16 protein-coding genes and 2 pseudogenes are annotated in these 20,170 nt (G+C 68.9%); 14 read left to right on the forward strand and 4 right to left on the reverse strand.

All coding sequences use genetic code 11. The features are described 5' to 3' along the window. The first annotated feature begins 40 nt into the window (after positions 1–40). Complete coding sequence (locus tag AOZ49_RS11110; RefSeq protein WP_006392261.1) at positions 41–424, forward strand: MerR family transcriptional regulator; 384 nt, start codon at positions 41–43, stop codon at positions 422–424. Positions 425–431: 7 nt separating this feature from the next. After that, positions 432–764, forward strand: a complete 333-nt coding sequence (locus AOZ49_RS11115; RefSeq protein ID WP_180180090.1) for a YnfA family protein — start codon at positions 432–434, stop codon at positions 762–764. 98 nt (positions 765–862) lie between these two features. Here AOZ49_RS11115 and AOZ49_RS32430 read toward each other — a convergent pair whose 3' ends face one another. From AOZ49_RS32430 to AOZ49_RS11125, 4 genes are all read right to left on the reverse strand, one after another. Further along, positions 863–1,588, reverse strand: a complete 726-nt coding sequence (locus AOZ49_RS32430; protein ID WP_156333480.1) for a hypothetical protein — start codon at positions 1,586–1,588, stop codon at positions 863–865. 10 nt (positions 1,589–1,598) lie between these two features. Then, positions 1,599–2,060 carry a hypothetical protein gene (locus tag AOZ49_RS32435; RefSeq protein ID WP_156333481.1) on the reverse strand — a complete coding sequence of 154 codons (462 nt, stop codon included), beginning with the start codon at positions 2,058–2,060 and terminating at the stop codon, positions 1,599–1,601. A gap of 243 nt (positions 2,061–2,303) precedes the next feature. After that, positions 2,304–3,275: a Bug family tripartite tricarboxylate transporter substrate binding protein gene (locus AOZ49_RS11120; RefSeq protein ID WP_054475315.1), complete on the reverse strand. Its 972-nt coding sequence runs from the start codon at positions 3,273–3,275 to the stop codon at positions 2,304–2,306. Between the two features lie 131 nt (positions 3,276–3,406). Further along, positions 3,407–4,585 (reverse strand): M20 aminoacylase family protein, encoded by a 1,179-nt coding sequence (locus tag AOZ49_RS11125; RefSeq protein ID WP_054475317.1) that lies wholly within the window; start codon positions 4,583–4,585, stop codon positions 3,407–3,409. A gap of 245 nt (positions 4,586–4,830) precedes the next feature. Between AOZ49_RS11125 and AOZ49_RS11130 the strand changes: the two genes are divergently transcribed. From AOZ49_RS11130 to AOZ49_RS11180, 12 genes and pseudogenes are all read left to right on the forward strand, one after another. Further along, complete coding sequence (locus AOZ49_RS11130) at positions 4,831–6,009, forward strand: isovaleryl-CoA dehydrogenase (RefSeq protein ID WP_054475320.1); 1,179 nt, start codon at positions 4,831–4,833, stop codon at positions 6,007–6,009. 11 nt (positions 6,010–6,020) lie between these two features. Beyond that, complete coding sequence (gene aceK / locus AOZ49_RS11135; RefSeq protein ID WP_054433918.1) at positions 6,021–7,886, forward strand: bifunctional isocitrate dehydrogenase kinase/phosphatase; 1,866 nt, start codon at positions 6,021–6,023, stop codon at positions 7,884–7,886. A 34-nt stretch (positions 7,887–7,920) separates the two neighbouring features. Next, positions 7,921–9,103, forward strand: a pseudogene (locus AOZ49_RS11140) (acetyl-CoA C-acetyltransferase). Positions 9,104–9,391: 288 nt separating this feature from the next. Then, on the forward strand, positions 9,392–10,999 hold the full coding sequence (locus AOZ49_RS11145; RefSeq protein ID WP_054475321.1) for a carboxyl transferase domain-containing protein: 1,608 nt from the start codon (positions 9,392–9,394) through the stop codon (positions 10,997–10,999). A gap of 179 nt (positions 11,000–11,178) precedes the next feature. Beyond that, the gene (locus AOZ49_RS11150) at positions 11,179–13,194 is read left to right on the forward strand and encodes an acetyl/propionyl/methylcrotonyl-CoA carboxylase subunit alpha (protein ID WP_054475326.1); all 2,016 of its coding nucleotides are present in this window, start codon (positions 11,179–11,181) and stop codon (positions 13,192–13,194) included. 123 nt (positions 13,195–13,317) lie between these two features. Then, positions 13,318–14,550 (forward strand): MFS transporter, encoded by a 1,233-nt coding sequence (locus AOZ49_RS11155; protein WP_054433913.1) that lies wholly within the window; start codon positions 13,318–13,320, stop codon positions 14,548–14,550. A 127-nt stretch (positions 14,551–14,677) separates the two neighbouring features. Continuing rightward, a pseudogene (locus AOZ49_RS33435) lies at positions 14,678–14,800 on the forward strand (IclR family transcriptional regulator); the annotation flags it as partial. A 454-nt stretch (positions 14,801–15,254) separates the two neighbouring features. Beyond that, a complete protein-coding gene (locus AOZ49_RS33440; RefSeq protein ID WP_231690307.1) occupies positions 15,255–15,446 on the forward strand; it encodes a hypothetical protein in 192 nt (63 codons plus the stop codon). Next, complete coding sequence (locus AOZ49_RS11165) at positions 15,439–16,587, forward strand: thiolase family protein (protein WP_054475327.1); 1,149 nt, start codon at positions 15,439–15,441, stop codon at positions 16,585–16,587. The genes AOZ49_RS33440 and AOZ49_RS11165 overlap by 8 nt, the downstream gene beginning before the upstream one ends. Beyond that, on the forward strand, positions 16,584–16,925 hold the full coding sequence (locus AOZ49_RS11170) for a Zn-ribbon domain-containing OB-fold protein (RefSeq protein WP_054475329.1): 342 nt from the start codon (positions 16,584–16,586) through the stop codon (positions 16,923–16,925). The genes AOZ49_RS11165 and AOZ49_RS11170 overlap by 4 nt, the downstream gene beginning before the upstream one ends. Positions 16,926–16,986: 61 nt before the next feature. Continuing rightward, entirely contained in the window at positions 16,987–17,958 is a 972-nt protein-coding gene (locus AOZ49_RS11175; protein WP_054433905.1) for a tripartite tricarboxylate transporter substrate binding protein, read from the forward strand. Between the two features lie 38 nt (positions 17,959–17,996). Then, a complete protein-coding gene (locus tag AOZ49_RS11180; protein WP_054475330.1) occupies positions 17,997–20,138 on the forward strand; it encodes an acetate--CoA ligase family protein in 2,142 nt (713 codons plus the stop codon). Positions 20,139–20,170 lie beyond the last annotated feature (32 nt).

Raw genomic sequence — 20,170 nt, forward strand, 5'->3', positions numbered from 1 at the left:
GTCATCATAATTTACGTTTACGTAAACTGCCACACGTCGCATGTCCCCGTCAACCTGGACCATCTCCGAGCTCGCCCGCGAGTTCGACGTCACGCCCCGCACGATCCGCTTCTATGAAGACCAGGGGATCGTCAGCCCGGCGCGCGAGGGCCGCAACCGCATCTTCGGACCGCGCGACCGCACGCGCCTGAAGCTGGCCCTGCGCGGCAAGCGCCTGGGCCTGCAGCTGTCCGAGATCCTGACGCTGATCGACATGTACGACGGCCCCGGCGACACCGAGGTGCAGTTGCGCCAGTACCTGGCGGTGCTGGCCCAGCATCGCGCCACGCTGGAACAGCAGCGCCGCGACATCGAAGACACCCTGCAGGAAATCGCGGTGCAGGAACGCCAGTGCCACGACCTGCTCGCGCAGCAGCGAGCCTGACCGCGTCATGGGCATGCTGCAGACCTTCGCGCTGTTCGTCCTGACCGCGCTGGCCGAGATCGTCGGCTGCTACCTGCCGTACCTGTGGCTGCGCCGCGGCCATTCGATCTGGCTGCTGGCGCCGGCCGCCGTCAGCCTGGCCCTGTTCGCCTGGCTGCTGACGCTGCACCCGACCGCGTCGGGTCGCGTCTATGCGGCCTATGGCGGCGTGTACATCGGCATGGCGCTGCTGTGGCTGTGGGCGGTCGATGGCGTGCGGCCCAGCGTCAGCGATTATGTCGGCGTGGGGCTGTGCCTGGCGGGGATGCTGGTGATCATGTTCGGGCCTAAAGCCGCCTGACACACCTCCAAGACTGGGTATTGCGTCCCGACACCACTCACGCGGATTGATCCGAGACCAACATAGAAGGCCTTTCCGCGCATGGAAGGTAGTCAGGATCAATCCGGCATGCTCTCCATGACCTTGCGTACGAAATCCAGTGATGGCGCTTGTGTTCCCGCCACGCGAAGCGTCATCATTTTTTCGCCACTGCGCCAACGCACCATCGTCATCTCCTGACCATCCTCGGGCCGAACCAGGCGGGTCGCCACAACACCGCGTGGATGACCGCCCGCTGACATCGTCGCGTTCACTTGTTCAGCGGATAGCAGATTGACCATGCCTCCTTTACTCAACAGTGTTTCCGAAAGGATGACGGCGTCCACGTCTGGGCACTCATAGGCGCGGACCAGGCCGGTCAGCTTGGCGTCCACTTCAACACCGGCGGGTGTCTGGCACTGCAAGGCACAGCGGCTCAGCGGACCCTTTGATACGTCCGCCGGATGTATCCAGGAGGAGCGTAGTCGCGCGGGAAGGCTGTTGTGTGCTTGCGCGAGTTGTTCAACGCGTGCCTTCAACGGCTTGAATGAGCGTTGCAGGACAGGCACGGACGCGAGGTCACTGAAGACGATTGGCTTGGCGCTACGCGCCTTCGGTCGAATTTGACGCAATTTTCGTTCTTCCCACCGCTTTCTGGCATCTACAGGCATGTTGGCGGGAGGTTGAAGGTCTCCCACCGCAGGGAACTCAGTGGGAACGGGCGCTGCGGCATGAACCATACCTCCAGGCCAGGGAAAAAGAATAACCAGTGCAAGGACAGTGGCTTTGTAACTGCTGTGGAACATTGAGCGCTCTCTAGAAGCTGCAATCATCGGCCAAGGTACGTACGCACTCTTCCAGGGTGGCCGTTGCGCCACCAAAACTGTCCGTGCAATTCTGGTAGATCAGCGCCCAGCCCTCATCCGGATCCGTTCGCGGAGCGGGCTGAATGAGGTGATAGCCTTCGACCTGCCAAAAGCCTTCTCCTGCTGCAAACCATGCGACTGCCGCAGACCGCCAAGTTACTTCCGGTCCGGCGCTGATAAAAACTTCAGAGAAGTCGTCCAGGTTGGTTTGGTACGACTGCGTATACAAGTTCCAATATGAAGCGCCACTGGTATCCCATGAAATGGATTCATTGTTGATGCAATTGGCGCGAGAGAACATGCTCATATGCCAGACGGGAACCTCTGTCGTCGGGTCATATGCCGCGGCAGTCGCGCAGACAAGTCCAAGCCCCAGAAGCCAAGTGAAAGTGAATCGTGTGCGCAACTTCATTCGAACGTTTCCCTAATCAAGTCCCGCTTTGCGTAGGCCTTGCTCGAAGAGATTACCGGGGAGATAACGACTCACACACGATCCTGGGGGCATATGTCAGACCCTCACCCAGATCGGTTGGCGCCGTCCGAACGCCACGCCCGATTCGCATGACGCAAACCAGCCCTGCCCGCGCCAATAAAAAACGCGCTCCACAAGGAGCGCGCTTTGCATTGGACCGCCGACATTCAGGCGGCGCTGGCGTCATTCCGCCTTGATGTTGCCTTCCTTGATGATGCGGGCGTTGTTGGCGTATTCGGCCTGCACCTGCTTGACGAAGGCCTCGCCGGACGCGGTGCCGGGCTGCAGGTAGGACTTGGCCAGCAGGTCCTGGAACTCGGCGCTGGCCACGGCCTTGGCCAGCGCGGCCTGCAGCGGGCCCGCCACCGTCGGCGGCAGATTGGCCGGCGCGAAGATGCCGAAGTTCGAGTAGTACTGCGCCTGCGGCAGCTTCAGTTCGGCCATCGTGGGCACGTCGGGCCAGGCGGCCAGGCGCTCGGGCGCCATCACCGCCAGCGGCTTGAGCGCGCCGCTGGCCACGTGCGGCAGCACCACGTCGGTGTTGACCACCAGCAGCTCGACCACGCCGCCCAGGCCGTCGGTCAGCGCCTGGCTGTTGCCGCGGTAGGGCACGTGCAGCATCTTGGTGCCGGTCTGCGTGGTCAGCGCCGCCATGCCGATGTGGGCCACGGTGCCCTGGCCCGGCGTGCCGTAGCGCACGCCGTCCGGGTGCGACTTGGCGTAGTCGATCAGGCCGGCGAAATCCTTCACCGGCAGGGCCTTGGTGGCGACGATGGCCACGGGCGCCACGGCCACGCTGGCCACCGGCGTCAGGTCCTTCATCGGGTCGTAGTTGGTCTTGGCCAGGTGCGGGAAGATGGTCAGCGGGCTGGTGGAAGCCAGCAGCAGGGTGGCGCCGTCCGGCTGGGCGCGCGCCACGAAGTCGGTGCCGACCGAGGCGCCCGCGCCGGGCTTGTTTTCGACGATGACGGTGGCGTTGGCCTCCTTGCGCAGCACGTCGCCCAGGCGGCGGCCGATCGCGTCGGCGCTGCCGCCGGCGGTGTAGGGCACGACCAGGGTGATGGGCTTGGCGGGCCAGCCCTGCGCCAGCGCGGCGCCGCCCGTCATGATCGCCAGGGCCGCCCCCGCGGCCGTGAACAACATCTTCTTTTTCATAGCTTCCTTGTGGTGTTGCGTAGCACTGCGTGAGGTAATGCGTGAAACGGGTAAAGCAAAAGGAAAACTTGTCGTGGCGACAAAGGCGGTGACCGCGAAGGCGACACGCGCGTCGCGACGGCCGCGCGCGATCAGCCGGCCAGGTAGCGCTGCGCCAGGCGCACCCAGTAGCTCGCGCCCGGCGCGATCAGGGCGTCGTTGAAGTCGTAGCTGGTGTTATGCAGCATGCACGGGCCCAGGCCGTGGCCGGCCATGCGATGGTCGCCGTCGCCGTTGCCCAGGAACACGTAGCAGCCGGGCTTGGCCTGCAGCAGGAAGGCGAAGTCCTCCGAGGCCATCACCGGCTCGATCACGCGGGCGTGGTCGGCGCCGGCCACCTCGCGCATGACCTCCATGCAGAACTCGGTCTCGGCCGGCGTGTTGATCAGCGCCGGATAGCGCCGCTCGAAATAGACCTCGGCCTCGCAGCCATGGGCGGCGGCGATGCTGCCGGCGATCTCGTGCATGCGGCGCTCGATCAGGTCGACCACGTCGGTGCTGTAGGCGCGCACCGAGCCGCCCAGCCAGGCGCTGCCCGGGATCACATTGATGACGCTGCCGCCGGCCTGCACCTGGGTGATGGACAGCACGGCGGCGTCCAGCGGGCGCTTGCTGCGGGTCAGGATGGTCTGCAGCGACTGGCCGATGGCGAACAGCGCCGGCACCGGGTCGGCGCAGTCGTGCGGCGCGGCGGCGTGGCCGCCCTTGCCGCGCACGGTGATCTTGAAGCCGTTGGCGGACGCCATCATCGGGCCGGCGCAGACGCCGAACGAACCGGCCTCCAGGCCGGGCCAGTTGTGCATGCCGAACACGGCCTCGCAGGGAAAGCGGTCGAACAGGCCGTCCTGGATCATGGCGCGGCCGCCGGCGCCGCCTTCCTCGGCCGGCTGGAAGCAGAAATAGACCGTGCCGTCGAAGCCGCCCTGCTGTTGCAGGTGGCGCGCGGCGGCCAGCAGCATGGCGGTGTGGCCGTCGTGGCCGCAGCCGTGCATCTTGCCGTCGTGGCGCGAGCGGTGCTCGAACTGGTTCTCTTCCTGCATCGGCAGGGCGTCCATGTCGGCGCGCAGCATGAGGGCGCGGTCGGAAGCGCCGCGCTTGATGACGCCGACCACGCCGGTCTTGGCGATGCCGGTATGGGTCTCGATGCCCCAGCCGCGCAGCGCATCGGCCACCACCTTGGCGGTGCGGTGCTCTTCGTAGCAGAGCTCGGGATGGGCGTGCAGGTCGCGCCGCAGCGCCACAATATCGTCGAGATTGGCCAGGTCGGACACCGCTGACTCCGTAACAAAATTTGAGGTTTCAAGGATCCGGGGAATAGTACCCAGGGGCGTTCCCCCGGGACGCAAACATTTGCCTAGGGAAAACCCGACTCTTATTTACGTTTACGTAAACGTAATATTTGCGGTGCATCATTGCGTAGCCAGCGTCGATCAGCGCATCATGGGGCCACGCGGCGAGATCCGGCGCGATCCTGGCGCCCATAAGAATGTAAGTACCCACTATCACGGAGACAGCGATGAACCTTCCTGGCCTGAACTTCGATCTGGGCGAAGACCTGGACATGCTGCGCGACGCCGTGCGCACTTTCGCGCAGGCCGAGATCGCGCCGCGCGCCGCCGAAGTCGACCGCAGCGACCAGTTCCCCATGGACCTCTGGCGCAAGTTCGGCGACCTGGGCGTGCTGGGCATGACGGCCAGCGAGGAATACGGCGGCGCCAACATGGGCTACCTGGCCCACATGGTGGCGATGGAGGAAATCTCCCGCGCCAGCGCCTCGATCGGCCTGTCCTATGGCGCCCACTCGAACCTGTGCGTCAACCAGATCAACCGCAACGGCACCCCGGCGCAGAAGGCCAAATACCTGCCCAAGCTGATTTCCGGCGAACACGTCGGCGCGCTGGCCATGAGCGAACCGGGCGCCGGCTCGGACGTGGTCAGCATGAAGCTGCGCGCCGACAAGAAGGGCGACCGCTACGTGCTCAACGGCACCAAGATGTGGATCACCAACGGCCCCGACGCCGACACCCTGGTGGTCTACGCCAAGACCGACCCCGAGGCGCACCAGCGCGGCATCACCGCGTTCCTGGTGGAAAAGGGCTTCAAGGGTTTCTCGGTGGCGCAGAAGCTGGACAAGCTCGGCATGCGCGGCAGCCACACCGGCGAACTGGTGTTCCAGGATTGCGAGATCCCCGAGGAAAACGTGCTGGGCCAGGTCAACGGCGGCGTCAAGGTGCTGATGAGCGGCCTGGACTACGAACGCGCGGTGCTGTCGGGCGGCCCGGTCGGCATCATGCAGGCCGTGATGGACGTGGTGGTGCCGTACATCCATGACCGCAAGCAGTTCGGCCAGGCCATTGGCGAATTCCAGCTGATCCAGGGCAAGGTGGCGGACCTGTACACCACGCTGCAGGCCAGCCGCGCCTTCTGCTACCAGGTCGGCAAGAACCTCGACCGCCTCGGCGCCGAGCACGTGCGCCAGGTGCGCAAGGACTGCGCCGCGCTGATCCTGTACACCGCCGAGAAAGCCACCTGGATGGCCGGCGAGGGCGTGCAGATCCTGGGCGGCAACGGCTACATCAACGAATACCCCGTGGGCCGCCTCTGGCGCGACGCCAAGCTGTACGAGATCGGCGCCGGCACCAGCGAAATCCGCCGCATGCTGATCGGCCGCGAGCTGTTCGCCGAAACCGCCTGAGCCCGGCCGCCATGATCCGCACGTCCGACGTCCAGCACATCGAGCAGGCGCCCGCGCAGGGCCCCTCGGCGCTGGAGGTCGCGCGGCGGATCCTGGCCGGCTTCGACCGCCACTACGCGCTGTTCCGCTACAGCGCGCAGCGCGCCAAGGCGCTGTTCGAATCGGGCGACTGGCACGGCATCCAGCGCCTGTCGCGCGAACGCATCGAGTACTACGACATGCGGGTGCGCGAGTGCGCCAGCCAGCTCGAGGGCGTGCTGCGCGGCCGTCCCGAAGGCGCGGTCGGCGTCCACGGCGCTGACGAGGCCAACGGCGCGGCCGCCCCGGCCCTGACCGCGACGCAGACCGCCTACTGGCAGCAGATCAAGCAGGAATTCGTCGGCCTGCTGGGCGAGCACCGCCAGCCCGAATGCGCCGAGACCTTCTTCAACTCGGTGTCGTGCCGGCTGCTGCATCGCGACTATTTCCACAACGATTTCCTGTTCGTGCGGCCGGCCGTGGCCACCGACTACCTGGACAGCCGCATGCCGTCGTACCGGGTCTACTACCCGGTGACCGAGGGCCTGCAGAAGAGCCTGATCCGCATGGTGGCCGACTTCGGCCTGGCGCTGCCGTTCGAGGACCTGCCGCGCGACACCCGCCTGCTGGCACGCGCCGCGGTGCGGCAGCTGCGCCAGCAGTTGCCGCGCCACGTCGGCCGCCGCATCGCCAGCGACTGCCAGGTGCACGCGCTGGGCTCGCTGTTCTTTCGCAACAAGGGCGCCTACATCGTCGGCCGCCTGATCAACCAGGGCACCGTCTACCCCTTCGCCGTGGCGCTCACGCGCAACCCGGCCGGGCAGGTGAACCTGGATGCGCTGCTGCTGGGCGCGGACGACCTGAGCACGCTGTTCAGCTTCACGCGCGCGTATTTCCTGGTGGACATGGAGACGCCGGCCGCGGTGGTCAACTTCCTGGCCAGCCTCTTGCCGCGCAAGCCCAAGGCCGAGCTGTACACCATGATCGGGCTGCAGAAGCAGGGCAAGACGCTGTTCTACCGCGATTTCCTGCACCACCTGGCGCATTCGCGCGACGCCTTCGACATCGCGCCCGGCATCAAGGGCATGGTGATGTGCGTGTTCACGCTGCCGTCCTATCCCTATGTGTTCAAGCTGATCAAGGACCGCATCGACAAGGACGGCATGGACCACGCCACCGTGCGGCGCAAATACCAGATGGTCAAGCTGCACGACCGCGTCGGCCGCATGGCCGATACCTGGGAATACTCCCAGGTGGCGCTGCCGCGCGACCGCTTCGCCGCGCCGCTGCTGGACGAACTGCGGCGCCTGGTGCCCAGCCTGATCGAGGAAACCGGGGACACCGTGGTCATCCGCCACGTCTACATCGAGCGGCGCATGACGCCGCTGAACCTGTACCTGAGCCAGGCGTCCGACGCGCTGCTGGAGCCGGCCGTGCGCGAATATGGCGACGCCATCCGCCAGCTGGCCGCGGCCAACATCTTCCCCGGCGACATGCTTTACAAGAACTTCGGCGTGACGCGGCTCGGACGGGTCGTGTTCTACGACTACGACGAAATCCAGCGCATGACCGAAATGAATTTCCGACGGATTCCGCCCGCCCCCAACGAGGAGGCGGAAATGGCGTCGGAACCCTGGTACGCCATCGGACCGAACGACGTCTTCCCCGAGGAGTTCGGCCGTTTCCTGCTGGGCGACGCGCGCGTGCGCGGCGCCTTCCTGCGCCACCATGCCGACCTGCTGGAGCCGGATTGGTGGCAGGCCTGCCGCGCCCACGTGGCGCAAGGCCGGATCGAAGAATTTTTCCCTTACGATACGGACAGACGCCTGCGCCCGGCATCCGCCGGCGCGGCCTCGTAAGCAGACGCTGTCCCGACCCTCACAGGAGCTAGTCATGTCAGATCCCATCGTTATCGTTTCCGTCGCCCGCACGCCCATGGGCGGCATGCTCGGCAGCCTGTCCGGCCTGGCCGCGCACGAACTCGGCTCGATCGCCATCAAGGCCGCCGTCGAGCGCGCCGGCGTCAAGCCCGAACAGATCGAAGAAGTCATCATGGGCAACGTGCTGCAGGCCGGCCAGGGCCAGGCGCCCGCGCGCCAGGCCGCGCTGGGCGCGGGCCTGCCGCTGGGCGTGGCGTGCACCACCATCCACAAGGTGTGCGGTTCGGGCCTGAAGGCCGCCATGTTCGGCCACGACCTGCTGGCCGCGGGCTCGGCCAACATCGTCGTCGCCGGCGGCCAGGAAAGCATGAGCAACGCCCCCCTACCTGCTGCTCAAGGGCCGCCAGGGCTACCGCTACGGCCACAACACCGTGTATGACCACATGGCGCTGGACGGCCTGGAAGACGCCTACGACAAGGGCAAGGCCATGGGCGTGTTCGCCGAGGACTGCGCCGCCAAGTATTCGTTCACCCGCGAGCAGCAGGACGCGTTCTCGCTGGAATCGCTGCGCCGCGCCCGCGCCGCCACCGAGGACGGCAGCTTCAAGTGGGAAATCACCCCCGTCACGGTCGCCGGCCGCAAGGGCGACACCGTGATCGACACCGACGAGGCCCCCACCAAGGCCATGCCGGAAAAGATCCCCACCCTCAAGCCCGCGTTCAAGAAGGACGGCACCGTCACCGCCGCCAACTCGTCGTCGATCTCCGATGGCGCCGCCGCCATGGTGCTGATGCGCGCCTCCACCGCCGAGAAGCTCGGCGTCAAGCCGCTGGCCCGCATCGTGGCGCACAGCCAGCACTCGCAGGAACCGAACTGGTTCACCACCGCCCCCGTCGGCGCGTTGAAGAACCTGTTCGCCAAGACCGGCTGGAAGGCCGAGGACGTGGACCTGTACGAGATCAACGAAGCCTTCGCGGTGGTCACCATGGCCGCCATGGCCGACTTCAAGCTGCCGCACGACAAGGTCAACGTGCACGGCGGCGCCACCACCCTGGGCCACCCCATCGGCGCCTCCGGCGCCCGCCTGATGACCACGCTGATCGGCGCGCTGCGCAAGACCGGCGGCAAGCGCGGCGTGGCCACGCTGTGCATCGGCGGCGGCGAAGCCGTGGCGATGGCGATCGAGATGATCTAAGGCGGCATTTCCCCCGAGGCGCACTTTTTCCCTGGATGTCCCTGGGAAAAAGCGCCCCCTCGGGGGGCAGGAAGCCCGCGTAGCGGGTACACCGAGGGGCATCATTTCGCTGCGCCTTTTCCGCAAGGCGAAGTCCGCGACGGGTCGGTCGCGGGCCGTGCGGGAGAGGCGCAACGAAATGCAGCTGAGTTAATCCATGACAAGAATGCCCGGCTCAGCGGGCAGCGAGACAAACCGCTCGATCCCGAGCGCCTTCAACATCCCAATCAGCAGGACGGGTGGTACCCCATGCCCATCATCGAATCCCGCATCAATCCGCGGTCGCAGGACTACACCGACAACGCGCGCGCCATGCAGGCGCAGCTGGACGACCTGAGCCGGCAACTGGCGCAGACCGCGCTGGGCGGCAGCGAATCCTCGCGCGCCAAGCACGTGGCGCGCGGCAAGCTGCTGCCGCGCGACCGCGTCGAGAACCTGATTGATCCGGGGTCGCCGTTCCTGGAACTGTCGCCGATGGCGGCGCACGGCATGTACGACGGCGACGCGCCGGGCGCGGGCGTCATCACCGGCATCGGCCGCATCGCCGGCAACGAATGCGTGATCGTCTGCAACGACGCCACCGTCAAGGGCGGCACCTACTACCCGATGACGGTCAAGAAGCATCTGCGCGCGCAGGAGATCGCCGCGCAGAACCGGCTGCCGTGCGTCTACCTGGTCGACTCCGGCGGCGCCAACCTGCCGCAGCAGGACGAGGTCTTTCCCGACCGCGAACACTTCGGCCGCATCTTCTACAACCAGGCGCAGATGTCGGCGCAAGGCATCGCGCAGATCGCGGTGGTGATGGGCTCGTGCACCGCCGGCGGCGCCTACGTGCCCGCCATGAGCGACGAGTCCATCATCGTCAAGAACCAGGGCACCATCTTCCTGGGCGGCCCGCCGCTGGTGAAGGCCGCCACCGGCGAGGAAGTCAGCGCCGAGGACCTGGGCGGCGGCGACGTGCACACGCGCCTGTCGGGCGTGGCCGACCACCTGGCGGCCAACGACATGCACGCGCTGCAACTGGCGCGCGGCGCCGTGGCGCGCCTGAACCGCCAGAAGCCCGCGCCGCTGGCCACCGTGCCGGTGCGCGAGCCGCGCTACGACCCGGCCGAGCTGAACGGCATCATCCCCGCCGACACGCGCAAGCCGTATGACGTGCGCGAGGTCATCGCGCGCATCGTCGACGGCTCCGAGTTCGACGAATTCAAGGCGCGCTTCGGCCCCACGCTGGTGACGGGCTTTGCCCACATCCACGGCATGCCAGTGGGCATCGTCGCCAACAACGGCATCCTGTTCTCGGAATCGGCGCAGAAGGGCGCGCACTTCATCGAGCTGTGCGCGCAGCGCAAGATCCCGCTGGTGTTCCTGCAGAACATCACCGGCTTCATGGTCGGCCGCAAGTACGAAAACGAAGGCATCGCGCGCCACGGCGCCAAGATGGTGACGGCGGTGGCCACGGCCAACGTGCCCAAGTTCACCGTGCTGATCGGCGGCTCGTTCGGCGCCGGCAACTACGGCATGTGCGGCCGCGCCTATTCGCCGCGCCTCCTGTTCATGTGGCCCAACGCGCGCATCTCGGTGATGGGCGGCGAGCAGGCCGCCAGCGTGCTGGCCACGGTCAAGCGCGACGGCATCGAGTCGCGCGGCGGCCAGTGGTCGGCGGCCGAGGAAGACGCCTTCAAGGCGCCGATCCGCGAGCAGTACGAACGCGAGGGCCATCCGTACTACGCCACCGCGCGGCTGTGGGACGACGGCATCATCGCGCCGGCCGACACGCGCCGCGTGCTGGGGCTGGCGCTGTCGGCGGCGCTGAATGCGCCGATCGAGGACACGCGCTTCGGCGTCTTCCGGATGTAGAAGAACCCACCCCCTACGCGCTGCGCGCGCCCCCTCAAGGGGGCGACACCGGCGGACCGGCGAAGCCGGATCCGCGGTGTCCCCGATAAGGTCGCCGTAATGCGACGTGTGAGGGTTTTGGATGCAACGCGCTCGCCGCTGCAACGTAGTCAACGAATCATCCCAGTCTGGATAACGCCATGTTCGATACCCTGCTGATTGCCAACCGCGGCGAAATCGCCTGCCGCGTCGCCGCCACCGCCCGCCGCCTGGGCATCCGCACCGTCGCCGTCTATTCCGACGCCGACGCCAACGCCCGCCACGTCGCCGCTTGCGACGTCGCGGTGCATATCGGCGGCCCCGAGCCGCGCGCCAGCTACCTGCGCGCCGACGCCATCCTGCAAGCCGCGCGCGACACCGGCGCCGGCGCCATCCACCCCGGCTACGGCTTCCTGTCGGAGAACGAAGCCTTTGCCGAAGCCGCCGAACAGGCCGGCATCGCCTTCGTCGGCCCGCCGGCCTCGGCCATCGCCGCCATGGGCAGCAAGTCCGCGGCCAAGTCGCTGATGGAAAAGGCCGGCGTGCCGCTGGTGCCCGGCTACCACGGCGACAACCAGGACCCGCAATTCCTCAAGGAACAGGCCGACGCCATCGGCTACCCGGTGCTGATCAAGGCCAGCGCCGGCGGCGGCGGCAAGGGCATGCGCGTGGTCGAATCGACGGGCGCGTTCCTCGATGCGCTGGCCTCGTGCCAGCGCGAGGCCGCCTCCAGCTTCGGCGACGACCGCGTGCTGATCGAACGCTATCTGCAGAAGCCGCGCCATATCGAGATCCAGGTGTTCGCCGACACCCACGGCAACTGCGTCTACCTGTTCGAGCGCGACTGCTCGGTGCAGCGCCGCCACCAGAAGGTGATCGAGGAAGCGCCCGCGCCCGGCATGACCGAGGAACGCCGCCGCGCCATGGGCGAAGCCGCCGTGGCCGCCGCGCGCGCGGTGGGCTATGTGGGCGCCGGCACGGTGGAATTCATCGCCGAGCCCGACGGCCGCTTCTACTTCATGGAAATGAACACGCGCCTGCAGGTCGAGCATCCGGTCACCGAGATGATCACCGGCCACGACCTGGTCGAATGGCAGCTGCGCGTGGCCGCCGGCCAGCCGCTGCCGGCGCGCCAGGAAGACCTGCGCATCCACGGCCACGCCATCGAGGCCCGCATCTACGCCGAGAACCCGGAGAAGGGCTTCCTGCCGTCGATCGGCACGCTGGCCTACCTGGGCCTGCCAGCCCACGTCGCCTTCGCCAACGGCGACATCCGCGTCGATGGCGGGGTGCGCACCGGCGACACCATCACGCCGTTCTACGACCCCATGATCGCCAAGCTGATCGTGCACGGCGCCGACCGCGACCAGGCCCGCGCCCGCATGCTGCAGGCGCTGGCGCAGACCCAGGCGGTGGGGGTGCAGACCAACGTCGCCTTCCTGTCGCGCCTGATGCGCGACAGCGCCTTCGCCGCCGCCGACCTCGACACCGGCCTGATCGAGCGCCAGCGCGCCACGCTGCTGCCCGAGCCGACGCCGGCCGACGCCGCCACGCTGGCGCTGGCCACGGCCGCCGTGCTGGCCAGCCAGGGCCAGGCGCAATCGGCGCCGCATGCCGCCGCGCCGGCCGATCCGTGGGACACACGCGACGGCTGGCGCCTGGGCGGGCGCTACCAGCGCCAACTGCAATGGATCGACAACGGCGAGACCCGCCACGTCGGCGTCGCGCGCCAGGGCGCCGACTGGACCCTGGACAGCGGCGACGGCGCCCGGCCCTTCGCCTGGCGCGCCGAGCAGGCCACGGGCCCGGCCCGCGTGCTGCGCATCACGCTGGACGGCCGCGAACGCGCCGGCACCGTGGTGCTGCACGCCGACAAGGCCCACGTCTTCGGCGACGGCGGCGCGCGCGTGCTGGACCTGTACGACCCGCTGGCGCACGCCCAGGACACCCAGGGCGACCACGGCGGCGGCCTGACCGCGCCGATGCCCGGCAAGATCATCTCCATCGCCGTCAAGGCCGGCGACAGCGTCGCCAAGGGCCAGCCGCTGCTGGTGATGGAGGCCATGAAGATGGAGCACACCATCTCGGCGCCGGCCGACGGCAAGGTCGAGGAACTGTTCTACGCCGTTGGCGACCAGGTGACGGAAGGCGCGGAACTGGTGTCGATCGGCGACTGAGGCCGTCCCCCCGGGAGGCACGCAAGACCCCACGGCCGGCGGGCGCTTTAGTTTGGCGTCAGCCGGCTGTTTATAGAATGCGCATTCCGGCGCCGTCCGCGCGCCTGCCGCGCGCCCGCCCCGATGCCTGCCCCCGACTCGCCCAGTCCGCTTTACCGCCCCGCCTTCCTGCACTTCCTGTTCGCGCGCATCGGCGCGTCGCTGGCCTTCCAGATCGTCTCGGTGGCGGTGGGCTGGCAGATCTACGCGCTGTCGGGCAGCGCGCTCGATCTGGGCCTGATCGGGCTGGCGCAGTTCCTGCCGATGGCGGCGCTGACGCTGGTGGTGGGCCACGTGGCCGACCGCTACGACCGCCGCAAGATCGTCGCCATCTGCATGGCGGTCGAGACCCTGGCCACGCTGCTGCTGGCGATCGCGGCGCTGCACGGCGTCGGCGGCAAGACGCTGATCTACGCCACCCTCATCATCATGAGCTCGGCGCGCGCCTTCGAGGCGCCCACGCTGACCACGCTGATTCCGGCCATCGTGCCGCGCGAGTGGTTGCCGCGCGCTACGGCGCTGTCGTCCTCCGGCGGCCAGATCGCGCAGATCGCCGGCCCGGCGCTGGGCGGCATCGGCTACGGCCTGGGGGCCGGGTGGATCTACTGCGTGGCGGCCGCGCTGTACCTGTGCGGCTTCGCCTGCATCGCCAGCATGTCGATCGACCGCGCCCCGCCGCGCAGGGAGCCCACCACCTGGCGCACCTTGTTCGCGGGCATCACCTTCATCTTCCAGCGCCGCATCCTGCTGGGCACGCTGTCGCTGGACCTGTTCGCGGTGCTGCTGGGCGGCGCCACGGCGCTGCTGCCGATCTTCGCCAAGGACATCCTCGATGCCGGCCCCTGGGCCCTGGGCGCGCTGCGCGCCGCGCCGGCCTGTGGCGCCATGCTGATGTCGCTGACGCTGGCGCGCCTGAGCCTGGGCGAACACGTCGGCCGCCTGCTGTTCGGCGCGCTGATCCTGTTCGGCCTGGCCACCACCGTGTTCGGCCTGTCGACCTCGATCCCGCTGTCGGTGGGCGCGCTGGTGGTGCTGGGCGCGGCCGACGCCATCAGCGTGGTGGTGCGTTCGTCGCTGGTGCAGCTGAATACGCCCGACCACATGCTGGGCCGCGTCAGCGCGGTCAACACGCTGTTCGTCGGCGCCTCCAACCAGCTGGGCGAATTCGAGTCCGGCGTGATGGCGGCGCTGCTGGGCGCGGTGCCGGCGGTAGTGGTCGGCGGGCTGGGCACCATCGCGGTGGCGGGGCTGTGGATGCACTGGTTCCCGGAGCTGCGCCGGCTGCGCACGCTGCACCCCGAATCCGAGCCGGCCTGACCCCGGCGCCAACACCCGGCAAAACCGCGATTGTTGCTGGGCGAAAATTTGTTGCGACGCAACTTTACCCGCTTCGCGCGCCTGCCTATCTTGTGACCATGTTCAGCCATCGGGTTATGCCGCTGCCATGTCTTCACCGGATACAAGCCTGGTTTCCGCCACGAAAAAGGTCTGCCGCGTCCTCGCCAGCCTGTCGAACCGGCGCGTCCAGCGCCTGACCGACATCGCCCAGGCGGCGCAGCTGGACGTGTCCACCGCGCTGCGCATCCTGAAGGACCTGGAGGCCGAGGGTTTCGTGGAGCGAGACCCGGTCAGCAAGCACTACATGCTCGGTCCGCAGGTCTATGCCATGCACCACGCCATGGTCGACGGCCTCGATCTGCGCGCCCTGGCGCGGCCCGCGCTGATCCGCCTGGCGCGCAAGTTCGGCGACACCGTCATCCTGTCCCTGCCGACCGGCTGGGAGTCGGTCTGCCTGGACCTGTGCTTCGGCGACTATCCGATCCGCGCCAACTACCTGGAGGTCGGCAGCCGCCGTCCGCTCGGCATCGGCGCTGGCAGCCTGGCGCTGCTGGCGGCCATGGACGACAGCGAGGCGCAAGCGGTACTGCCACCGGTGCACCAGCGGTTGCAGGAACGCTACCCGCGCTATCCGGTGCGCCTGCTGGAACAGATGACGGCGCGCGCGCAAGCTCGGCCACGCCATGCTGCTGGACGTGGTGGTGGAAAAGATGGGCGGCCTGGGCGTGGCCGTGCGCGGCCCCAGCGGCCGCGCCATCGCCGCGCTCAGCGTGGCCGCCTTGAGCGAGCGCGTCGAATCGCGCGAACAGGAACTGGCCCAGGCCCTGGCGGCCGAAGCCCGCGCCATCGAACGCGCCTGGATGCCCCATGCCTGACCTTCGCCACGCCCACCTGCTGGCCACGGCCACCACCCGCTTCGGCCGCCACGAGGGCCGCTCGGCCCTGGACCTGATGGCCGAGGCCGCCAACGCCGCGCTGGCGCAGTCCGGCCTGCGCCGCGCCGATATCGACGGCGTGCTGTGCGGCTACGCCACCACCTTCCCGCACCTGATGCTGGCCACGCTGCTCAGCGAAAAGCTGGGCCTGGACCCGCACTACGCGCACGGCATGCAGATGGGCGGCGCCACCGGCGCGGCCATGGTGATGCTGGCGCGCGAACTGGTGCGCGCCGGCCGCTGCCGCCGCGTACTGGTGGTGGCGGGCGAGAACCGCCTGACCGGCCAGGCCGTCGATGCGTCCATCCAGACCTTGGCGCAGGTCGGCGAGGCCGATACCGAAGTGCCCAACGGCGCCTCGGTGCCGGCCTATTACGCGCTGCTGGCCTCCGCCTACATGCACCAGACCGGCACCCGCCGCGAGGACCTGGCCGAGTTCGCCGCGTTGATGCGGCGCCATGCCGCCAGCCATCCGCATGCGCACCTGAACGAGGCCATCAGCGTCGAACAGGTGCTGGCGTCCCGGCCCATCGCCACGCCGCTGCACCTGCTGGACTGCTGCCCGATCTCGGACGGCGCGGTGGCGCTGGTGGTGAGCGCCGACGACGGGCCGGTGCGCATCAGCGGCGCCGGGCAGGCGCACCGCCATCAGCACCTGTCGGCGCTGCGCGACCTCTTCGACACCGGCGCGGCGCGGGCGCTCAAGTTGGCCTATGCCGACGCCGGCATCGCCCAGGACCAGGTCAACTACCTGGGCATCTACGATTCCTTCACCATCACGCTGGCCATGCTACTGGAAGAACTGGGATTCGCGCCACGCGGCGGCGCCGCGGAGCGCGCGCGGCGCGGCGACTTCGACGCGGCCGGGCCGTTGCCGCTCAACACCCACGGAGGCCTGCTGTCGTTCGGGCATTCCGGCGTGGCAGGCGGCATGGCGCACGTGGCCGAGGCCTGGGCGCAATTGGCGGGCCGGGCCGGATCGCGGCAGATTGGCGCGCCACGCTGCGCGCTGGTGCATGCGGATGGCGGCGTGCTGTCCGCCCACGTCAGCCTGGTGCTGCAGGCGCAGGAGGCCCGATGAACACCCGCGATCCCCTGGAATTGCAACGCTGCGAGGATTGCGGCGCGTGGTGGGCCCTGCGTCCCTATGCCTGCGCCCATTGCGGCGGCACCCACCTGCCATGGCGGCGCAGCAGCGGCGCGGGCGAAGTGCTGGCGCGCACCGAGATCCACCGCGCGCCCGATGCCTTCTGGCGCGCGCACGTGCCCTACGTGCTGGTGCTGGTGCGCCTGGAAGAGGGCGCGGTGCTGATGGGCCATGCCGACGCCGGCATCGCTATCGGCCAACAGGTCATGGGTCGCGCGATCACGATCGACGGCCGCGCATTGCTCGGTTTCGAGGCGCGCCGGCCGCCTTGAAGCGCCGCCGGCAACACCATCCCCAGCAAAACAACATATCCGCACGACGGAGGAGACAATCATGCGCGCAATCGCAGCATGCCGCACGGCCCTGGCCGCGCTTTCCCTGGTGGCAGCCGCCGCCTCGGCCGGGCAGGACTGGCCCGCCAAACCCATCACCGTGGTTGTGCCCTATCCCCCGGGCGGCCCGACGGACATCGTGGCCCGCGTGGTCGCGCAGGGACTGGGCGACGAGCTCAAGCAGACCATCATCATCGACAACCGCTCGGGCGCCGGTGGCAACATCGGCGCCGACATGGTGGCCAAGGCCGCGCCCGACGGCTACACGCTGCTGCTGGCGACCACGGCCCACGCCATCAACATGTCGCTGTTCAAGAACCTGAACTACGACACCCGCAAGAGCTTCGCGCCGGTATCGCTGCTGACCAGCGGCCCGCTGGTGATCGTGACGCGGCCGGACCTGCCCGCCAGCAACGTGCGCGAGCTGATCGAGCTGGCCAAGTCGACGCCGGGCAAACTGACCTTCGCCTCGTCGGGCAATGGCCAGTCGACCCACCTGGCGGCCGAACTGTTCGGCGCCATGGCCGGCGTGCGCATGGTGCACGTGCCCTATCGCGGCAGCGCGCCGGCGCTGACGGACGTCATGGGCGGCCAGGCCGACATCATGTTCGACACCATGCTGTCGTCGATGCCCTACGTGAACGGCGGCAAGCTCAAGGCGTTGGCCGTGACCGGCGCGGCGCGCTCGCCCGCCGCGCCCAACGTGCCCACCGTGGCCGAGGCCGGACTGCCGGGCTACGAGGCCACCGCCTGGAACGGCCTGCTGGCCCCGGCCGGCACGCCCGCGTCGGTGGTGGACCGATTGAACAGCGCCTTGCAGAAGGTGCTGGGCCGCGCCGACATCCAGCAGAAATTCGCCGCGCAGGGCTTCGCCTCGGAATGGAAGACGCCCGCCGACACGGCGCGCTTCCTCGACGTCGAGGTCGATAAATGGGCCGGCGTGGTCAAGACTTCCGGCGCCACGGTCAACTGACCGCGCGCGCCCGCCTTCATCCTACCCAGGGGAGTTTCATGGCTTCTGTACCCACCGGCGACGCCAGCCTCGCGCGCCTGCTCGATCCGGCCTCGATCGCGATCGTCGGCGCTTCCGACAATCCGGACAAGATCGGCGGCCGGCCCATCCACTACATGCGGCGCCACGGCTATGCGGGCGCGCTGTACCCGATCAACCCGCAACGCGCCGAGGTCCAGGGCGAACGCGCCTGGCCCAGCCTGGCCGCGCTGCCCGCGGCGCCGGACCTGGCGATCGTGGCGGTGGCGGGCGAGCAGGCGGTGCGGGCCGTGGATGACTGCGCGGCGCTGGGCGTGGCGGCGGCCATCGTCATCTCGGCCGGCTTCTCGGAAACCGGCGAAGCCGGCCGAGCCCTGCAGGATGCGATGACGGCGCGCGCCCGCGCCGCCGGCATGCGCATCGTCGGCCCCAACTCGCAAGGCCTGGCCAACTTCGGCAACGGCGCCATCGCCAGCTTCTCCACCATGTTCCTGGAGGTGGAGCCGGGCGACGGGCCGGTGGCGGTCATCAGCCAGAGCGGCGGCATGTGCGCCATGGTCTACGGCCTGCTGCGCCAGCGCGGCATCGGCGTGCGTCACGTGCATGCCACCGGCAACGAGGCCGATGTGTCGGTCGCCGAACTGGCCTGCGCGACGCTGCGCGATCCGGAAGTCGGCTGCGTGCTGCTATACCTGGAATCGCTGCGCGAGGCCGGCCCCCTGGCCGAGGCGGCGGCGCTGGCGCGGGCGCGCGGCGTGCCGCTGATCGTGGTCAAGTCGGGCCGCTCCGAGGCCGGCGCGCGCGCCGCGGCCTCGCATACCGGCGCGCTGGCCAACGAGGACCGTGCGGTCGATGCGTTTTTTGAACACCACGGCATCCTGCGCGCGCGCGATCCGCAGGAACTGGTGCGCTACGCCGAACTGGCCCTGCGCAGCCCCTTGCCGCAAGGCCCGCGCGTGGTGGTGGTCAGCAACTCCGGCGCCAGCTGCGTGCTGGCCTCGGACGCGGCCGCCGAGCGCGGCCTGGAGATCGCGCCGCTGGCCGATGCCACCCAGCAGGCGCTGGCCGAGCGCCTGCCCGGCTATGCCACCACCGTGAACCCGGTGGACATCACCGCCGCGCTGCTGTCGAACAACGGCCTGTTCGGCCAGGTGCTGCCCGTGATCGGCACCGACCCGGCGGCCGACATGTTCCTGCTGGACATTCCGGTGGCGGGGCGCGGCTACGACGTGGCCTCGTTCGCGGCGGATGCCGCCGGCTTTGCACAGGCCGCTTCCAAGCCGGTCGTGGTGGTGGCGTGGCAGGACAACGTGGCCAGCGCATTCCGCGCGCGCGGCCTGCCGGTCTATGCGGACGAAATCCAGGCGATGGATGCGCTGTCGGCGCTGTTCCGTCTGCGCCGCTTGCGCGAGCGCGACGGCGTGATCCCGGCGCCGCAAGACGCGGTGGCGGCCGATCCGGCGCCCGACGCGACCGGCGGCTTCCTGTCCGAGGCGGCCAGCCTTGCGCTGCTGGCCGACAACGGGCTGGCGGTGATCGAGCACGCCGTCTGCCGCACGGCCGACGAGGCCGTCGCCGCGTGGCGCCGCATCGGCGCGCCGGTGGCGTTGAAGGCCTGCTCGGCACAACTGCCGCACAAGTCCGAGCACGGGCTGGTGGCGCTGGGACTGAACGACGAGGCCGCGCTGCGCGCGGCGTTTGCCCATCAGGCCCAAACCTTGGGTAAGCTGAACGTGCGGGATGGCGCCTGGCTCGTGGCGCGGATGCAGCGCGGCCTGCACGAATGCGCGTTGGGCGCGCGCGTCGATCCAGTGCTGGGGCCGGTCGTCATGATCGGCAGCGGCGGCAAATACGTGGAAGCGCTGCGCGACGTGGCGGTGCTGATGCCGCCGTTCGACGCCGCGCAGGTGATCGAAAAGCTGCGCGGCCTGCGCATCGGCACGCTGCTGCAAGGCGTGCGTGGCGATCCGCCGGCCGACGTCGAGGCGCTGGCGCGGCAGGCCGTGGCGCTGGGCGATTACGCATTGGCGGCCGGTCCGCGCCTGGCGTCGGTCGACATCAACCCGGTGATGGTCGGCGCCGTGGGGCAGGGCGCGGTGGCGGTGGACGCGCTGGTGGAACTTCATCCCGCCAGCCAGGCCGCGACCCGTGAGGCGGCGTAATGCCGCCGGCAGACAAACAAAGGAGACGCACC

It is taken from the genome of Achromobacter sp. 2789STDY5608615, from assembly GCF_001298995.1.
In the GTDB taxonomy this organism is placed as follows: Bacteria; Pseudomonadota; Gammaproteobacteria; order Burkholderiales; family Burkholderiaceae_B; genus Achromobacter; species Achromobacter insuavis.

Bases quoted from the DNA above. Each gene is read 5' to 3' on its own strand.
- AOZ49_RS11110 (WP_006392261.1), top strand. From the start codon at position 41: ATGTCCCCGTCAACCTGGACCATCTCCGAGCTCGCCCGCGAGTTCGAC.
- AOZ49_RS11115 (WP_180180090.1), top strand. From the start codon at position 432: ATGGGCATGCTGCAGACCTTCGCGCTGTTCGTCCTGACCGCGCTGGCC.
- AOZ49_RS32430 (WP_156333480.1), bottom strand. From the start codon at position 1,588: ATGTTCCACAGCAGTTACAAAGCCACTGTCCTTGCACTGGTTATTCTT.
- AOZ49_RS32435 (WP_156333481.1), bottom strand. From the start codon at position 2,060: ATGAAGTTGCGCACACGATTCACTTTCACTTGGCTTCTGGGGCTTGGA.
- AOZ49_RS11120 (WP_054475315.1), bottom strand. From the start codon at position 3,275: ATGAAAAAGAAGATGTTGTTCACGGCCGCGGGGGCGGCCCTGGCGATC.
- AOZ49_RS11130 (WP_054475320.1), top strand. From the start codon at position 4,831: ATGAACCTTCCTGGCCTGAACTTCGATCTGGGCGAAGACCTGGACATG.
- aceK (WP_054433918.1), top strand. From the start codon at position 6,021: ATGATCCGCACGTCCGACGTCCAGCACATCGAGCAGGCGCCCGCGCAG.
- AOZ49_RS11145 (WP_054475321.1), top strand. From the start codon at position 9,392: ATGCCCATCATCGAATCCCGCATCAATCCGCGGTCGCAGGACTACACC.
- AOZ49_RS11150 (WP_054475326.1), top strand. From the start codon at position 11,179: ATGTTCGATACCCTGCTGATTGCCAACCGCGGCGAAATCGCCTGCCGC.
- AOZ49_RS11155 (WP_054433913.1), top strand. From the start codon at position 13,318: ATGCCTGCCCCCGACTCGCCCAGTCCGCTTTACCGCCCCGCCTTCCTG.
- AOZ49_RS33440 (WP_231690307.1), top strand. From the start codon at position 15,255: ATGCTGCTGGACGTGGTGGTGGAAAAGATGGGCGGCCTGGGCGTGGCC.
- AOZ49_RS11165 (WP_054475327.1), top strand. From the start codon at position 15,439: ATGCCTGACCTTCGCCACGCCCACCTGCTGGCCACGGCCACCACCCGC.
- AOZ49_RS11170 (WP_054475329.1), top strand. From the start codon at position 16,584: ATGAACACCCGCGATCCCCTGGAATTGCAACGCTGCGAGGATTGCGGC.
- AOZ49_RS11175 (WP_054433905.1), top strand. From the start codon at position 16,987: ATGCGCGCAATCGCAGCATGCCGCACGGCCCTGGCCGCGCTTTCCCTG.
- AOZ49_RS11180 (WP_054475330.1), top strand. From the start codon at position 17,997: ATGGCTTCTGTACCCACCGGCGACGCCAGCCTCGCGCGCCTGCTCGAT.